The organism is Polaromonas sp. JS666, assembly GCF_000013865.1.
Lineage (GTDB): Bacteria > Pseudomonadota > Gammaproteobacteria > Burkholderiales > Burkholderiaceae_C > Polaromonas.
The window spans coordinates 536,677-549,784 of sequence record NC_007948.1 but is presented as its reverse complement, the minus strand read 5'-3'; the positions used below and the strand labels follow the sequence as shown (position 1 = coordinate 549,784).

13 protein-coding genes and 1 pseudogene are annotated in these 13,108 nt (G+C 61.1%); 8 read left to right on the top strand and 6 right to left on the bottom strand.

Translation table 11 applies throughout. The annotated features are described in order from the left end of the window. The first annotated feature begins 112 nt into the window (after window positions 1-112). The 3 genes from BPRO_RS02695 (at window position 113) to BPRO_RS02685 (ending at window position 3,078) form a co-directional block, all read left to right on the top strand. Window positions 113-838: a maleate cis-trans isomerase family protein gene (locus tag BPRO_RS02695; RefSeq protein ID WP_011481513.1), complete on the top strand. Its 726-nt coding sequence runs from the start codon at window positions 113-115 to the stop codon at window positions 836-838. A gap of 62 nt (window positions 839-900) precedes the next feature. Continuing rightward, window positions 901-1,602: a GntR family transcriptional regulator gene (locus BPRO_RS02690; RefSeq protein ID WP_081430561.1), complete on the top strand. Its 702-nt coding sequence runs from the start codon at window positions 901-903 to the stop codon at window positions 1,600-1,602. 261 nt (window positions 1,603-1,863) lie between these two features. Next, complete coding sequence (locus tag BPRO_RS02685; protein ID WP_041388274.1) at window positions 1,864-3,078, top strand: pyridoxal-phosphate-dependent aminotransferase family protein; 1,215 nt, start codon at window positions 1,864-1,866, stop codon at window positions 3,076-3,078. Here the strand turns inward: BPRO_RS02685 and BPRO_RS02680 are convergent. After that, a complete protein-coding gene (locus tag BPRO_RS02680; protein WP_041388272.1) occupies window positions 3,075-3,965 on the bottom strand; it encodes an alpha/beta fold hydrolase in 891 nt (296 codons plus the stop codon). The two genes, BPRO_RS02685 and BPRO_RS02680, sit on opposite strands and share 4 nt — an antisense overlap. Window positions 3,966-4,337: 372 nt before the next feature. Further along, window positions 4,338-5,570, bottom strand: a complete 1,233-nt coding sequence (locus BPRO_RS02675; RefSeq protein WP_041388270.1) for an MFS transporter — start codon at window positions 5,568-5,570, stop codon at window positions 4,338-4,340. Window positions 5,571-5,817: 247 nt separating this feature from the next. Here BPRO_RS02675 and BPRO_RS02670 point away from each other — a divergent pair, with 247 nt between their 5' ends. Further along, the gene (locus BPRO_RS02670) at window positions 5,818-6,270 is read left to right on the top strand and encodes a winged helix-turn-helix transcriptional regulator (protein WP_041388268.1); all 453 of its coding nucleotides are present in this window, start codon (window positions 5,818-5,820) and stop codon (window positions 6,268-6,270) included. A gap of 146 nt (window positions 6,271-6,416) precedes the next feature. Here BPRO_RS02670 and BPRO_RS02665 read toward each other — a convergent pair whose 3' ends face one another. Both BPRO_RS02665 and BPRO_RS02660 read right to left on the bottom strand, forming a co-directional pair. Beyond that, a complete protein-coding gene (locus BPRO_RS02665) occupies window positions 6,417-7,880 on the bottom strand; it encodes a sensor histidine kinase (protein WP_011481507.1) in 1,464 nt (487 codons plus the stop codon). Further along, window positions 7,877-8,602, bottom strand: a complete 726-nt coding sequence (locus tag BPRO_RS02660; protein ID WP_011481506.1) for a response regulator transcription factor — start codon at window positions 8,600-8,602, stop codon at window positions 7,877-7,879. The genes BPRO_RS02665 and BPRO_RS02660 overlap by 4 nt, the downstream gene beginning before the upstream one ends. 97 nt (window positions 8,603-8,699) lie before the next feature. Between BPRO_RS02660 and BPRO_RS02655 the strand changes: the two genes are divergently transcribed. The 4 genes from BPRO_RS02655 to BPRO_RS02640 all read left to right on the top strand — a co-directional run bounded on the left by BPRO_RS02655 (window position 8,700) and on the right by BPRO_RS02640 (window position 11,815). Beyond that, complete coding sequence (locus BPRO_RS02655) at window positions 8,700-9,311, top strand: cytochrome b/b6 domain-containing protein (protein WP_041388266.1); 612 nt, start codon at window positions 8,700-8,702, stop codon at window positions 9,309-9,311. Window positions 9,312-9,324: 13 nt separating this feature from the next. Continuing rightward, on the top strand, window positions 9,325-10,116 hold the full coding sequence (locus tag BPRO_RS02650; protein WP_011481504.1) for a molybdopterin-binding protein: 792 nt from the start codon (window positions 9,325-9,327) through the stop codon (window positions 10,114-10,116). Between the two features lie 76 nt (window positions 10,117-10,192). Continuing rightward, complete coding sequence (locus BPRO_RS02645) at window positions 10,193-10,474, top strand: pentapeptide MXKDX repeat protein (RefSeq protein WP_011481503.1); 282 nt, start codon at window positions 10,193-10,195, stop codon at window positions 10,472-10,474. Window positions 10,475-10,507: 33 nt separating this feature from the next. Then, on the top strand, window positions 10,508-11,815 hold the full coding sequence (locus BPRO_RS02640) for a cytochrome c biogenesis protein DipZ (RefSeq protein ID WP_011481502.1): 1,308 nt from the start codon (window positions 10,508-10,510) through the stop codon (window positions 11,813-11,815). 123 nt (window positions 11,816-11,938) lie between these two features. On the opposite strand, the gene BPRO_RS02635 is transcribed toward BPRO_RS02640, so the two are convergent. Together BPRO_RS02635 and BPRO_RS28345 are read right to left on the bottom strand one after the other, a co-directional pair. Further along, window positions 11,939-12,118, bottom strand: a complete 180-nt coding sequence (locus BPRO_RS02635) for a fumarate hydratase C-terminal domain-containing protein (protein WP_198140975.1) — start codon at window positions 12,116-12,118, stop codon at window positions 11,939-11,941. Between the two features lie 242 nt (window positions 12,119-12,360). Next, a pseudogene (locus BPRO_RS28345) lies at window positions 12,361-12,784 on the bottom strand (IS6 family transposase); the annotation flags it as partial. Window positions 12,785-13,108: the final 324 nt, after the last annotated feature.

The window sequence follows — 13,108 nt, the reverse complement described above, 5'->3', positions numbered from 1 at the left end:
GACAGTAGTGTTAACACTAATGTCGACAGTATTGCGATAAAGTTCATAATCATTCGCAGTGGACGCGCCAATGCCCTATCCTTTGCCAGCAACCCTCTAACCGGAGACAGCCATGACCCAGCCAGTGCGCCTCGGCGTATTGACCCCCTCTTCCAATACCGCCCTGGAGCCGCTGACCAGCGCCATTGCGGTTGAAATTCCAGGTGTTAGCGCACACTTCTCACGCTTCAGGGTGACCGAAATCTCACTGGACGCACAGGCGCTGGGCCAGTTTGACGACAGCAAAATCCTGGCGGCGGCCGAGCTGCTGGCCGACGCAAAGGTCGATGTGATTGGCTGGAGCGGCACATCCTCGGGCTGGTTGGGCTTCGATGCCGACCACCGCCTGTGTGAGCGCATCCGTGAGCGCACGGGCATCCCCGCCACCACGGCTGTGCTGGCGCTCAATGAACTGCTGGCCTTGCAGGGCGTGCGCAAGCTGGCGCTGGTGACGCCCTACACCGCGGATGTGCAGCAGCGCATCATGGCCAATTACCGCGCGCTCGGCATCGAAGTGGTGGCGGAGCGCCATCTGGGGATCCGCGTCAACCATGACTTCGCCGGGGTCGAGCCGTCGAGGCTGCTGGCGCTGATGCGCGAGGTTGCGGCGGAGGGCCCGCAGGCCATCACCACCTTCTGCACCAACCTGCGCGCCGCACCGATGGCGCAGCAGGTAGAAGAAGAACTGGGCATCCCGCTGCTGGACACCGTGAGCACCACCGTCTGGGGCATGCTGCGCGCTGCCGGCGTTCCATCAGCCAACATCACCGGGTGGGGGAGGCTTTTCCAATGCTCGTGACACCTTCGGGTGAAGATGCACTCGATAGAATGCAGTCACCCTCCTCCACCAATCAGACCGACATGACCAGCACGCGCCAGTCCACGAGCCGCCTCGACCGGGAAAACACGATCGATGCGATCTATGAAAGGATCTATGTCGCCATTCTGGAACACCGCCTGCACCCCGGCACCAAGCTGGGCGAGGAAAGGCTGGCCGACATCTTTGGTACCAGCCGGGCGCGCATCCGCGAGGTGCTGGCCCGCCTGGCGCACGAGCAGATCGTCGAGCTCTACCCACAGCGCGGAGCCTACCTGGCCAAGCCCTCCATCGAGCAGGCGCGGGACGTGTTCGAGGCGCGCCGGCTGATCGAGCCCGCCGTGCTCAAGCGCCTGATCGACACCCTCACCCCGGAGAAAATTGCCCGCCTGCGGCAACACCAGGAACTGGAGCTCGATGCCCGCCGGCGCGAAGACAAGCGCACCGTGATCCGGTTGTCCGGCGAATTCCACACGTTGACAGCGGAGCTTGCGGGCAATTCGGCACTGGCCAGAAGCATGCGCGAACTCTGCATGCTCACCTGCCTCATCATCTTCCTGTACGACGCGCCCACGGCCAGCAGTTGCCGTGCCGACGAGCACACGGTGATCGTCGACGCGATCGCCAAGCGCGACCGGGTACGCGCCGAAAAACTCATGCTGGATCACCTGCACCACATCGAGCACAGCCTCAAGCTCGACAGCACCGCCGGGGAAGCGGATCTCGAGGCGATTTTCGGCAGCTGACCCGGCGTACCCCCGCGCCCACGCTGCCCGCAGCGCTCCGCCCACCCACGCGGCAGGGGTCGGCCCTGCTGCCATCTCTCGCCCGGACTCCGATTCCGCGCGCATTCATTGAGCGAGGGGTGCCCCGCCCTTATCTGGTTCGGCTATTTTTGTATTATGCATACAAAAGTTCAGACTACTTCAGCCAACAAGCCCATTCTCTTATAGCTTCAAGGCTCGTACAGTCTCAATAAATTGTATGCAATTTATTGAAGGAGAACCCTGATGAACCTGAATTTCCATCCCGCCGGACGCCATTTCCTGCAAATCCCCGGACCCAGCCCGGTGCCGGATCGCCTGCTGCGCGCCATGAGCTACCCCACCATCGACCACCGCGGACCCGAATTCGGCGCCCTCGGGCGCAAGGTGCTCTCCGGCATCAAGGACATCTTCAAGACGCGCCACCCCGTGGTCATCTATCCCGCCTCCGGCACCGGCGCGTGGGAGGCTGCACTGGTGAATACGCTGAGCCCGGGAGATGCCGTTCTCATGTTCGAGACCGGCCACTTCGCCAGTCTCTGGAACAAGATGGCGCTGCGGCTGGGCCTGAAGCCGGAATTCATCGGCCTGCCGGGCACCGAGGGCTGGCGAAACGGCGTGCAGGCCGACATGATCGAGCAACGGCTTCGCAACGACGCGCAGCATCAAATCAAGGCTGTTTGCGTGGTCCACAACGAGACCTCCACCGGCGTCACCTCCAACATCGCGGCCGTGCGCCGCGCCATCGATGCGGCCAAGCATCCCGCCCTGCTGCTGGTCGACACCATTTCTGGCCTGGCCTCAGCCGACTACCGCCATGACGAATGGGGTGTCGATGTCACCATCAGCGGCTCGCAAAAGGGTCTGATGCTGCCGCCGGGCATCAGCTTTAACGCGCTGTCGCCCAAAGCCGTTGCCGCCAGCCGCGATGCCCTGCTGCCCAAGTCCTTCTGGGCCTGGGACGAGATTGTTGAAATGAATCAGACGGGCTACTGGCCCTACACGCCGAATACCAACCTGCTGTATGCCCTGAGCGAGGCGCTGGACATGATTTCGGCCGAGGGACTGCCCCAGGTTTTTGCCCGCCACGAACGCCTGGGCAAGGCCTGCCGCAATGCCGTAGAGGCCTGGGGGCTGGAAATCCAGTGCGCCGATCCGGCGGTCTACTCCCCGGTGCTGACGGGCGTGATGATGCCCGAGGGTGTGGATGCCGACCGGGTACGGCAAATCGTTTACCAGCACTTCAACATGTCGCTGGGCGCGGGGCTCGGCAAGGTGAAGGGCCGCATGTTCCGCATCGGCCATCTCGGCGAATGCAATGACCTCACCCTGCTGGCCGCGCTTGCGGGCTGTGAGATGGGCCTGAAACTCGCAGGCGTGCGTCTGCGCGAGAGCGGCACCTCGGCGGCCATGGAGTTTCTGGCAGCCTCGGCGCAGCCCACAGCGACACTGGGCTAGCTCCGCAGAAAAACGTGCATCTCGGCCGCAATCTCTTCAACGTGCGTCTCCAGCGCGAAATGGCTGGCGTCGAGGAGCTTGACAACGGCGTTGGGGTTGTCGCGCTTGAAAGCATGGGCGCCGGCAGGGATGAACAACTGGTCGTACTTGCCCCAGATCGCCAGCAGGCGCGGTTTCACCTCGCGGAAGTAGGCCTGAAACGCCGGGTAGCGCTTCAGGTTGGAGGCGTAGTCCAGGAACAGGTCGAGCTGAACCTCGGAGTTGCCCGGGCGAGCCATCAGGGCCGCGTCGAGTTGGTAAGACTCCGGCGCCACTGCTTGCGGATTGGGGAGCCCGTGTGTATAAGCCCAGTGCGTCGTCTCCAATGTCAAGGCACTGAGCAGCGCCTTTCGGTTTTCGGAGTTGGGGGCCGCCCAGTATTGTTGGAACGGTGCCCACGCCTCACCAAGACCCTCCTCATAGGCATTGCCATTCTGGGAAACGATGGCGGTCACCCGATCTGGGTGAGCAAGTGCCAGTCGGAAGCCCACTGGCGCGCCGTAGTCGAAAACATACAGGGCGTAGCGTTTGAGTCCCAAAGCCTCTACGAATGCCTCTGTAGTCCGTGCCAACGAATCGAACGAGTAAGCGTAGTGCCTGGTATCAGGTACCGACGTGAAACCAAATCCCGGGAGGTCCGGCGCAATAACACGGTATTTGGATGCCAAACGCGGGATCAACTCGCGGAACATGTGTGACGACGCTGGAAAGCCGTGTAGGAGAAGAATCACCGGCGCTTGGGCCGGACCGCTCTCGCGATAGAAGACCTTGACACCATCAGCTTCCACGGAGTGGAAGCTTGCGCGTGGTGCGTTTGCGCTGGCGTTCTGGAGGTTTGAGGTCGACATGGGGGTTCCTTTCGAGTTAATGGCCGACGTTGTAGAAGAAGCTGCGGATACCAATGGGTATGCTGCAAGCGCTGCGGCTCCAGTCAAACCAATGGCAGTCAGGTTGAGAAATTGGCGGCGGTGGGAATTGGCTCCCTGGTCCGTCGAGTTAGTTTGCTGAGATGACGTGGGCGAGGACATCTATTGCTCCTCACGTCAGCTGTTGCGGCACACAGCGGGGCAAGGCACCTGCACGTCCGCCGAAACGGGTGAGCAGAGAACAGAAAAGGGCCATTGGAAACTCCTGAGGTGAAATGGAAGGGGTGATCCGACGTGATCGAGGCTGCGACCGAACTGACTGGCGCAACGGTTGGATGTTTTTGAATAATTGGCCTATCCGGGACTGACGACGCGATTGCGTCGGCTTTCTCTCAGAGTCGCAGCCCAGAACAGAAGTGCCGTCGCGCTGATTGCAGCGCCGAGTTGACACACACCTCGCCATCCGCTCCATGCAAACGCCGCCGTCGAAGCCAGCGCGCCCACACCAGTCCCAACGGAGTAGAAAAGCATGTACGCCGCCAGTATTCGATTTCGAGCCTGCGGCAGTGCTCGAAAGAGCAAGCTCTGACTCGCGACATGCACAGCTTGCCCACCCATGTCCAGGGCACCCACTCCGACGATGAGCGTCCAGAGCGGTAGTTGATTGCGGCTGAGCGGCCACCAGGCGAGAAACATCAGGGTCAGCGCAATTCCTGTAGTCCACTGGCCCCAGCCACGATCGGCCAATAAGCCTGCGGAAGCAGCACCGGCGACACCTGCGACACCAGCGAAGCCAAACAGGCCTATAGCGGCCTGCGACAGCGACAAAGGTGCCGCACTCAATTCGAGTGCCAACGAACTCCACAAGACGCCGAAAGCAGCGAAGACCAAGAGTGCAAGTCCAGCGCGTACGTGCAATAGACGTTCCTCCAACAAAAGCGTGACTACCGACCGTAGCAACGTCCAGTACGAGCGCGTCTTTCCCAATGTACTGCGGCGCGGCAGTGAGTTGGCCATGGCATAAGCGGCCAGCGAAGTCAGTGCGGCCGAGACTACGAATACAGTGCGCCAGCTGGTGAGTGCGGCCAGCGGGCCTGCTATCGAGCGTGCTGCGATGACTCCAAGAGCGACTCCGCTGGTCACCGCACCCACCGCTCGACCTTGTTCGGACGGAGAGGAGACAGCCGCTGCCAGAGCTACCAATATCTGGATGACAACCGCCAGCAAGCCGATCATGGCGAAGCCCAAGAGCAGCACAGTCACACTGCTGGCGATGCCCACCGCGACAAGAGCCAGCGCTGATAACAGCAATTGGCCGACGATCAGCCTTCGGTGATTGATCAGTTCGGCCAGCGGTACCAGAAACAGCAAGCCTATCGCGTATCCGAACTGCGTAACGGTGACGACAACACCGGCGAACACTGGGGACATTCCGAGGTCCCGAGCGATGTTTTCGATCAAGGGCTGCGAATAGTAGATATTGGCAACGCTAAGACCACTCGTCAGTGCAAACAGCAGAAGCGTGCGCCTCGGAAGGGCGGGCATGACAGCCATGTCATTGAGTGCAACGGATTGCTGGATCGTCATTGGAGGTATGCGGCAATGTGGTTGCATTATGAAACTAGTGGAATTATAGGTAAGATAGTTTTATGATGCAACTAGTGTGCAAAACCCGGAGCCCGAAGAGGGAAATGGTTGGCCCTAAATCAGCCTCACAGGGAGATTCGCGGGAACATCTCTGCTACGAATGTGGCGAGGGCTGCTGCGAGCGGAGTGCCAGCACTTGAGTTACGGCGCTTCGGCGCGAAAATTATGTTTATCACAGAAAAGCTACATGGTGAAGCGAACTAGCCTAGAGGGTGCAGATTGCCCAGTTGCGCGCTCTCTGGATGTCATCGGCGATTGGTGGTCGCTTCTGATAGTTCGGGACGCGCTGGACGGGCTGCGTCGTTTTGGCGAGTTCCAGAAGAGCCTTGGCCTGGCCAAAAACATCCTCGCAACCCGACTCAAGGCCCTCGTGGCCAACGGCATTCTCGAGCTGGCACCGGCCTCTGATGGGAGCGCGTTCCAGGAGTACGTGCTGACAGTCAAGGGTCGCGATCTGTTCTACGTCGTAGCTAGCCTGCGCCAATGGGGTGACGACTATTTCTTTGAGTCTGGTCAGGCACGCACGAAGCTGGTCGACAGGGCGGACGGCAAGCCCATTCGGAAGCTTGAGGTACGGGCCAAGGACGGAAGGGTGCTCTCGCCGGAGGATACTGTCGTACGGAAGGCGAGCGCTCACTAAGTCGTGCGAGTCGCGTCAGGTCCTCGGTAGGCTGGGAAGCCCAGTGGGGGGGTTCAATTTCGGTGCCATGGTGCAAAAAGAGGCACGTGGGCATCGAGGCGGGCGGTGCACTAGACGGACAAGGAGTCTTGCGCGAGCGGTGACTCTCATGTGAGTTGAAAGAAAAATACGGCACCTTTCTCGGCACGCTGCAGCAGCCGAATGTCGCTGCCATGCAACTGAAGTATGCGTTGCACAATGACCAGTCCGAGTCCGCCGCTGCGGCCGCCGGCCGACGAAAACGCGGGTCGGGTGAAGAGCGACTTCTGTAACTCGCCGGGAATGCCCGGTCCGGTGTCGCTGACCTCGACGCACACGGACTCCCGGTCTTGTCGTAGCTGCACCACGATCTCGCCGCCCTCGGGCGTGTGGCGGATCGCGTTGTCCAGCAGGTTGGTCAGCACGCGCTCGATCATGCCGAGATCGGCTGTAACGACGGGAAGGCCTGGTGCAATGTCCGGCACCAGACGTTGGTGCCGCGCCTCTGCCGCCAATTCGAACTTCTGGAACACGTCCTGCACCAGGTCGGCCAGGGCGAAAGTCTCCTTGTCGGGCTTGACGACGCCGTACTCCAGACGCGCCAGCTCGAACAATTCCTGCGCCAGCCGCGCGACCTTACGGCTTTGCGCCAACGCGATCTCGAGGTAGCGGCGGCGTTCGCCGGGGTCCAGGGCGTCGGCCTTGATGAGCAGCGTTTCGAGGTAACCGTGCAGAGAGGTGAGCGGTGTGCGCAGGTCGTGCGAAATGTTGGCAAACAGTTCGCGCCGCTGCTGGTCCTGCGCCGTGAGTTCGCGCCACTGCGCCGCGATGCGCTGTGTCATCTGCGCAAAGGCCTGTCCCAGTGTGGCGATTTCGTCGCTGCCCCGGCCCGCCCGTTCGAGGGCCGGCCCCGCCTCGTGCAGCGACACCACGCCGTCTTTCTCGAATTTGCGCACCGCACCGGTGAGATCGCGCAGCGGCCGGGTGATCAGGTGAAAGGCCGCCAGTCCGGCCAGCAGGCCTAGCAGCGCCACGAGAGCCATCGACCACAGGGTGGTCCTGAGTACACTGTTCGCCGCGACGTTGGCAGCCACCGCATCACGGTCCTCGCCGAACAACACGACGTAGACATAGCCGACATCGCGGTCATCGACGCGCAAGGGTGCCGCACTGAACACTTTCTGCACGCCATCACCTCGCGGATCGTCGCCGACGATCGGCAAGGGTGTGCCTTCGAGAAGGCGTCGGATGGGCGCGACGTCGACCCGGTCACGCTTCAAGTGCCCAGGCGGTGCGGCCTGAGCCTGAATGCGACCGTCCAGATCCAACAAGTAGACCTCAACGCTAGGATTGACCGCCATCAGTTTGTCGAACAGATCGTGCACGGCCTCCGGGTTGAGTCCGTCGCGTTCCACGAGCGCAGCGTTGTCTGCGATGTGTGCTGCAAGGCCGTTGGAGAGGCGCTGGGTCACTTCCTGATCATGGCGCCCATTTGCCTTTATCTGTAGCCACGCCGATGCACTGCAGCAAGCCAGCAGCAGGACCGAAAACACTACGGATAGACGTTGCGAGAGGGTGCCTCTGAAGCTCATTCGCCGCTCTCCTCCATGGCCGATATCGCCAACTTGTAGCCGCGCCCCCACACCGTGAGGATACGCCGCGGCTCCGTTGGATCCGCCTCGACCTTCATGCGAAGCCGATTGATGTGGGTATTGACCGTGTGTTCATACCCGTCGTGCTGGTAGCCCCATACTTGATTGAGCAGATTCAGCCGCGAAAACACCTTTCCGGGGTGCCGCGCGAAAAAGTAAAGCAGGTCAAACTCGCGTGGCGTCAGCTCGACGGACTTACCTTCCACTTGCACCTCCCGTGCCACGGGATCGACACGCAGGTTTCCAAGTTCGAGCAGGCCCGACTCCATGCGCGCGTTCCGCGCGAGCGCGTCGGTACGCCGCAGCAGCGCTCGAACCCGCGCCACCAGTTCCAGTACGGAGAACGGCTTGGCCAGGTAGTCGTCGGCACCGAGTTCAAGCCCCAGGATGCGATGCACCTCGCTCGAGCGCGCGCTGGTGATGATGATCGGCGTATAGCGCGTCATGGCTCGGGCTCGGCGACAGATTTCGAGACCATCGACGCCTGGCAGCATGAGGTCGAGCACGAGCGCATCCCAACTGCCGCGTTCGAGCTCGCGCAGGCCGGCATTCCCATCTGCCGCATGCTGGACGGCGTAGCCCTCGTCCTGAAGATGCATACGGAGCAGTTCCGCAATGTGGGTATCGTCCTCGACGATCAAAACGCGCTTAGCGGATTCCATGGAATGGATTATCCCGCGATATCGCCCTTGAGGTTGTCACGATTAATTGAACTCTTTGTGATGAATCGGTCATTGCATGCTCTCGATAATTCGTTCCATGAATCGCGGCCCAGAGCACCAGGACAAAGCACCGATCCATCCCGTATGGATGCGCATCACGCACTGGTTGAATGCCCTCGCCGTGCTGGTGCTGGGTGCTAGTGGCTGGCGCCTCTACAACGCGGCGCCATTCTTCCCTTTCAACATCCCCAGGCAACTCACACTCGGGGGCTGGCTCGGCGGTGCGCTTCAATGGCACTTTGCCGCCATGTGGGTGCTGGGCGTCAATGGCCTGCTGTACCTGGCCTTCAACCTCGCCACCGGCCGCCTGCTGCGCAAGTTCTTTCCGCTCTCTCCCCGGGCCCTGCTGGCCGATCTGCAGGCCGCGCTCAAGGGCCGGCTCGCCCATGCCGACCCGCGGCATTACAACATGGTGCAGCGCCTGGCCTACCTGTTTGTGATGGTCGACAGCGTCCTGCTGGTGATCTCTGGCCTGGTGCTCTGGAAGTCGGTGCAATTCCCGCTGCTGCGCGAGCTGATGGGTGGCTACGAAGGCGCCCGGTTGGTGCACTTTTTCGCCATGGCCGCACTGGCCGCGTTTGTGGCGGTTCACCTGGTGATGGTGGCGCTGGTGCCGCGCACGCTGCTGTACATGGTTCGCGGCCGCTAAGGAGCCTGACGTGATGATCAAAACCCCTCCCCGCCTGGCCATTGACGGCGACGCCGTGCTCAAGGAAGCCGTGAGCCGAATCAGCCACGCCAGTCGCATCAAGGAGCCCGCCCGCCGCGACTTCCTGCGCCGCTCGCTCACGCTCGGCGGCCTGTCCATGCTCACGGGTTGCACGCTGGTGGATGAAGCCAGCATAGACACGGCATTGATGCGGATTTCCCGCATGAATGACAAGGTGCAAGGCTGGCTGTTTGACCCCAACCGCCTGGCCCCCACCTACCCCGACTCGATGATCACGCGCCCCTTCCCCTTCAATGCCTACTACAGCGAGAGCGAAGTGCGCCAGATCGAGGAAAGCAGCTACCGCCTGGAGGTCACCGGCCTCGTCGCCGACAAGCGCAAATGGGCGCTTGCAGAGCTGCGCGCCATGCCGCAGGTAGACCAGGTCACCCGCCACATCTGCGTCGAAGGCTGGAGCGCGATTGGCAAATGGGGCGGTGTGCCGTTTGCCAGCTTTCTGCGTCGGGTTGGTGCTGACCTGACTGCCAAATACGTCGGGTTCAAGTGCGCCGACGACTACTTCACCAGCATCGACATGCCGACCGCCCTGCACCCGCAAACCGTGCTGGCGCTCACCTACGACGGGCAGCCGCTCCCCCCCAAATACGGCTTTCCGATGAAGCTGCGCATGCCCACCAAGCTGGGCTACAAGAACCCCAAACATATCCAGGCGATTTTTGTCACCAACACCTACCCTGGCGGCTACTGGGAAGACCAGGGCTACAACTGGTTCGGAGGTAGCTGAGCAAGCTCGGCGGCCCTGGCAAATCGGCAACTCTTGCCACTCAACTTACTCAACCCACTGACGAAGGAAATTCACAATGAATAAGCTCACCGCAACTCTGCTCGCAACCTGCATGGCCATTGGCTCTGTCTCGGCCTTCGCCGCGGACGAAATGAAGAAGGACGCCATGGGCAAAGATGCCATGGCCATGGACGGGATGAAGAAAGACGCGATGTCGCACGACGCGATGGCGAAGGATGGCATGAAGAAGGATGCCATGGGCAAAGATGCCATGGCCAAGGACGGAATGAAGAAAGATGCGATGTCGCACGACGCGATGGCGAAGGATGGCATGAAGAAGGACGAAATGAAGAAGTAAGTTGCTCTCAGGCGCTTCCTCAAAGGTTCCATCATGATCTTGTTCATCTTGTCGTATTTGGGCGGAGCGCTGACCATCCTCGCGCCCTGTATCCTGCCGGTCCTGCCATTTGTTTTTGCACGGATCGATCAGCCATTCGTAAAGAGCGGTCTGCCCCTGCTCGCGGGGATGGCACTCACGTTCGCCGGTGTTGGAACGCTCGGGGCGGTCGCCGGCGATTGGGCAGTACAGGCCAACGAATACGGTCGTATCGTCGCCATCGTGTTGCTCGCGACGATGGGCCTGGCGCTCGTGGCGCCCCGTATCGCTGAACGCGTGACCCGACCGCTGGTCACGATGGGATCGCGGCTGTCCAACGCGGCCATGCAGCGGACCGACAAGGGCGCGAATCCGACCGGCCCTTCGTTCCTGCTGGGCATCGCAACAGGCCTGCTTTGGGCTCCCTGCGCTGGACCGGTCCTGGGCCTCGTCTTGACTGGCGCGGCCATCGAAGGCCCAAGCGTTCGGACATCCTTGCTGCTGCTGGCTTACGCAGCCGGTGCTGTGACTTCGCTGGCGCTTGTGCTGCTGGCTGGCGGGAGGGTCTTTGCCGCCATGAAGCGATCACTGGGTATTGGTGAGTGGTTTCGCAAGGGCCTTGGATTCGCCGTCTTGGCAGGCGTCACCGCGATTGCGCTCGGGCTTGATACCGGCGTACTCGCACAGCTTTCGTTGGGTGGCGGCAGCACAACCATGGAAAAGAACCTCATCGAGCGGCTCCGTCCGCAGCGTGCCGCTCAGGCACCGGCTGCGGTTCTGCAGGCAGCCACTCTGGATCGGCGCGGCTTCATGACCGTGCGCTCTGACAGCGTGACTGTCGCGAAGTTACCGCCCTTGCCGGTTCAGGGGTCGATGCCTCCGCTGTCGGGTGCGGTCGAATGGCTCAATTCGACACCGCTCACTGCCGAAGCGCTGCGCGGCAAGGTCGTGCTGGTTGACTTCTGGACCTTCGGATGTGTCAACTGCCTGAACGCTTTGCCACATGTGCGCGAGTGGCACCGCAAGTACAAGGACCAGGGCTTGGTTGTGGTGGGTGTGCACTCGCCAGAGTTCGCCTTCGAAAAGAACATCAACAACGTCAAGAACGCGGTGAACCGGCTGGATATCTCGTTCCCGGTCGCGATTGACAACAATTTCGCAATCTGGCGAGCCTTCTCGAACAACTACTGGCCGGCGCACTATTTCGTCGACGCCAAGGGCCGCATTCGCTTTCATCATTTCGGTGAAGGTGAGTACGAGAAATCGGAGCAAGTGATCCAGCAACTTCTAGAAGAAGCACGCAAGGAAGCGAAGCCCGTATGAGGGACTCCTCGAATTCGCCCACGTCGCGGGTCAGGGGCATGGTGCTGCTCATTATGTCGGCCCCTCTCGGTCAAGCCGCTTCCAGACGGCCGGCCTTGCCTGCCGCGTGAGGAGCGACCCGTCTTATCGCGCCTTGGGCCCCTGCTCGATGAACCGGACGGCTTGTGCCGATGGGGTTAGCTTATCGAAGAACTCGTTGCCCTTGTCGTCGATCATCAGGAACGCGGGAAAGTCCGGAACCTCGATGCGCCAGGCAGCTTCCATGCCGAAGTCTTCAAAGTCAATCAGATAGGCACCTCGCAACGAATGCTCTTGGCGCATCGCGATTACTTAAGAAGCTTGCCCAAAGGCGTCAAGGTACCAGTGAATCCAGAGGACTTGTCCAATCACAACTGCGTTGTATATACCGAGCTAGCTACCCGTAATCTATGGGCCTTCGAAGCCGGGGCCGGAGCTTCTGAACCGCTCGGAACTGTCAAGGCGGTTCGGGTGGGGGCCGCATACAAACGAACAGTAGCGAAGTGATCCGCTCTGCTGTGACAGTTGGCCGCCTTGTTGGCGCCGCTCTTGTCCATGGTGACCTTCTGAGGAAGATCGTTGGCAGGCACGGCTTTGTCAAAGAAGCGCATGGCTGCGGCCTTGTCACGCTTGGCCGCCGGCAGGAAGTCGACTGTCTTGCCTTCCTTGTCCACGGCGCGGTCGAGATATTTCCAGGCGCCTTTGACCTTGATGTACGTTTCATCCATGCGCCAGCTCCCGCCTACTCGACGCTTGTGCTTGCGGAACACTTTCTCAAGCAATGGAAGAAACCGGATCGCCCAGCGGGTTGATTGAAGAATGGTCGACAAACACGCCTCGCTCTTCCAATATTTCCCCCAAGTGGCGGTAGATCAGCGGATAGGCTGCGTACCAACGAATGCACACCAGTATGACGTCGATAGGAAAGCGCATCCCTTTGGTAACCACCATCTCGTTTCAGACCTTTTCAGTCAAAGCGCTCAGCATAGTCGTACGGCCGGCTTGACTGTCAATGGGACAGAGCCGAAAAAAGACTGCGCGGCGGCCATCTTGGTCTGCATGACTGGAACTTGCTTGCCAGGCCACGGGCGACCCGCCGGCAAGGCCGTGCGTGCCCTTCCGAGCAGCAAGGCTGCCGATCAGCCGCTACGTAAGGGTTCACCGCGACGCCAGCCCGTTCGACCCCGCATGGACCACCTACTCCCAGCGCCGTTCATATGCCTGCTGACTCCGCTGTGCATGAGTCGGGCCGACCGTGGGCGATTGGAAGGCTTC

Bases quoted from the DNA above. Each gene is read 5' to 3' on its own strand.
- BPRO_RS02695 (WP_011481513.1), top strand. From the start codon at position 113: ATGACCCAGCCAGTGCGCCTCGGCGTATTGACCCCCTCTTCCAATACC.
- BPRO_RS02690 (WP_081430561.1), top strand. From the start codon at position 901: ATGACCAGCACGCGCCAGTCCACGAGCCGCCTCGACCGGGAAAACACG.
- BPRO_RS02680 (WP_041388272.1), bottom strand. From the start codon at position 3,965: ATGTCGACCTCAAACCTCCAGAACGCCAGCGCAAACGCACCACGCGCA.
- BPRO_RS02675 (WP_041388270.1), bottom strand. From the start codon at position 5,570: ATGACGATCCAGCAATCCGTTGCACTCAATGACATGGCTGTCATGCCC.
- BPRO_RS02670 (WP_041388268.1), top strand. From the start codon at position 5,818: ATGGTGAAGCGAACTAGCCTAGAGGGTGCAGATTGCCCAGTTGCGCGC.
- BPRO_RS02665 (WP_011481507.1), bottom strand. From the start codon at position 7,880: ATGAGCTTCAGAGGCACCCTCTCGCAACGTCTATCCGTAGTGTTTTCG.
- BPRO_RS02660 (WP_011481506.1), bottom strand. From the start codon at position 8,602: ATGGAATCCGCTAAGCGCGTTTTGATCGTCGAGGACGATACCCACATT.
- BPRO_RS02655 (WP_041388266.1), top strand. From the start codon at position 8,700: ATGAATCGCGGCCCAGAGCACCAGGACAAAGCACCGATCCATCCCGTA.
- BPRO_RS02650 (WP_011481504.1), top strand. From the start codon at position 9,325: ATGATCAAAACCCCTCCCCGCCTGGCCATTGACGGCGACGCCGTGCTC.
- BPRO_RS02645 (WP_011481503.1), top strand. From the start codon at position 10,193: ATGAATAAGCTCACCGCAACTCTGCTCGCAACCTGCATGGCCATTGGC.
- BPRO_RS02640 (WP_011481502.1), top strand. From the start codon at position 10,508: ATGATCTTGTTCATCTTGTCGTATTTGGGCGGAGCGCTGACCATCCTC.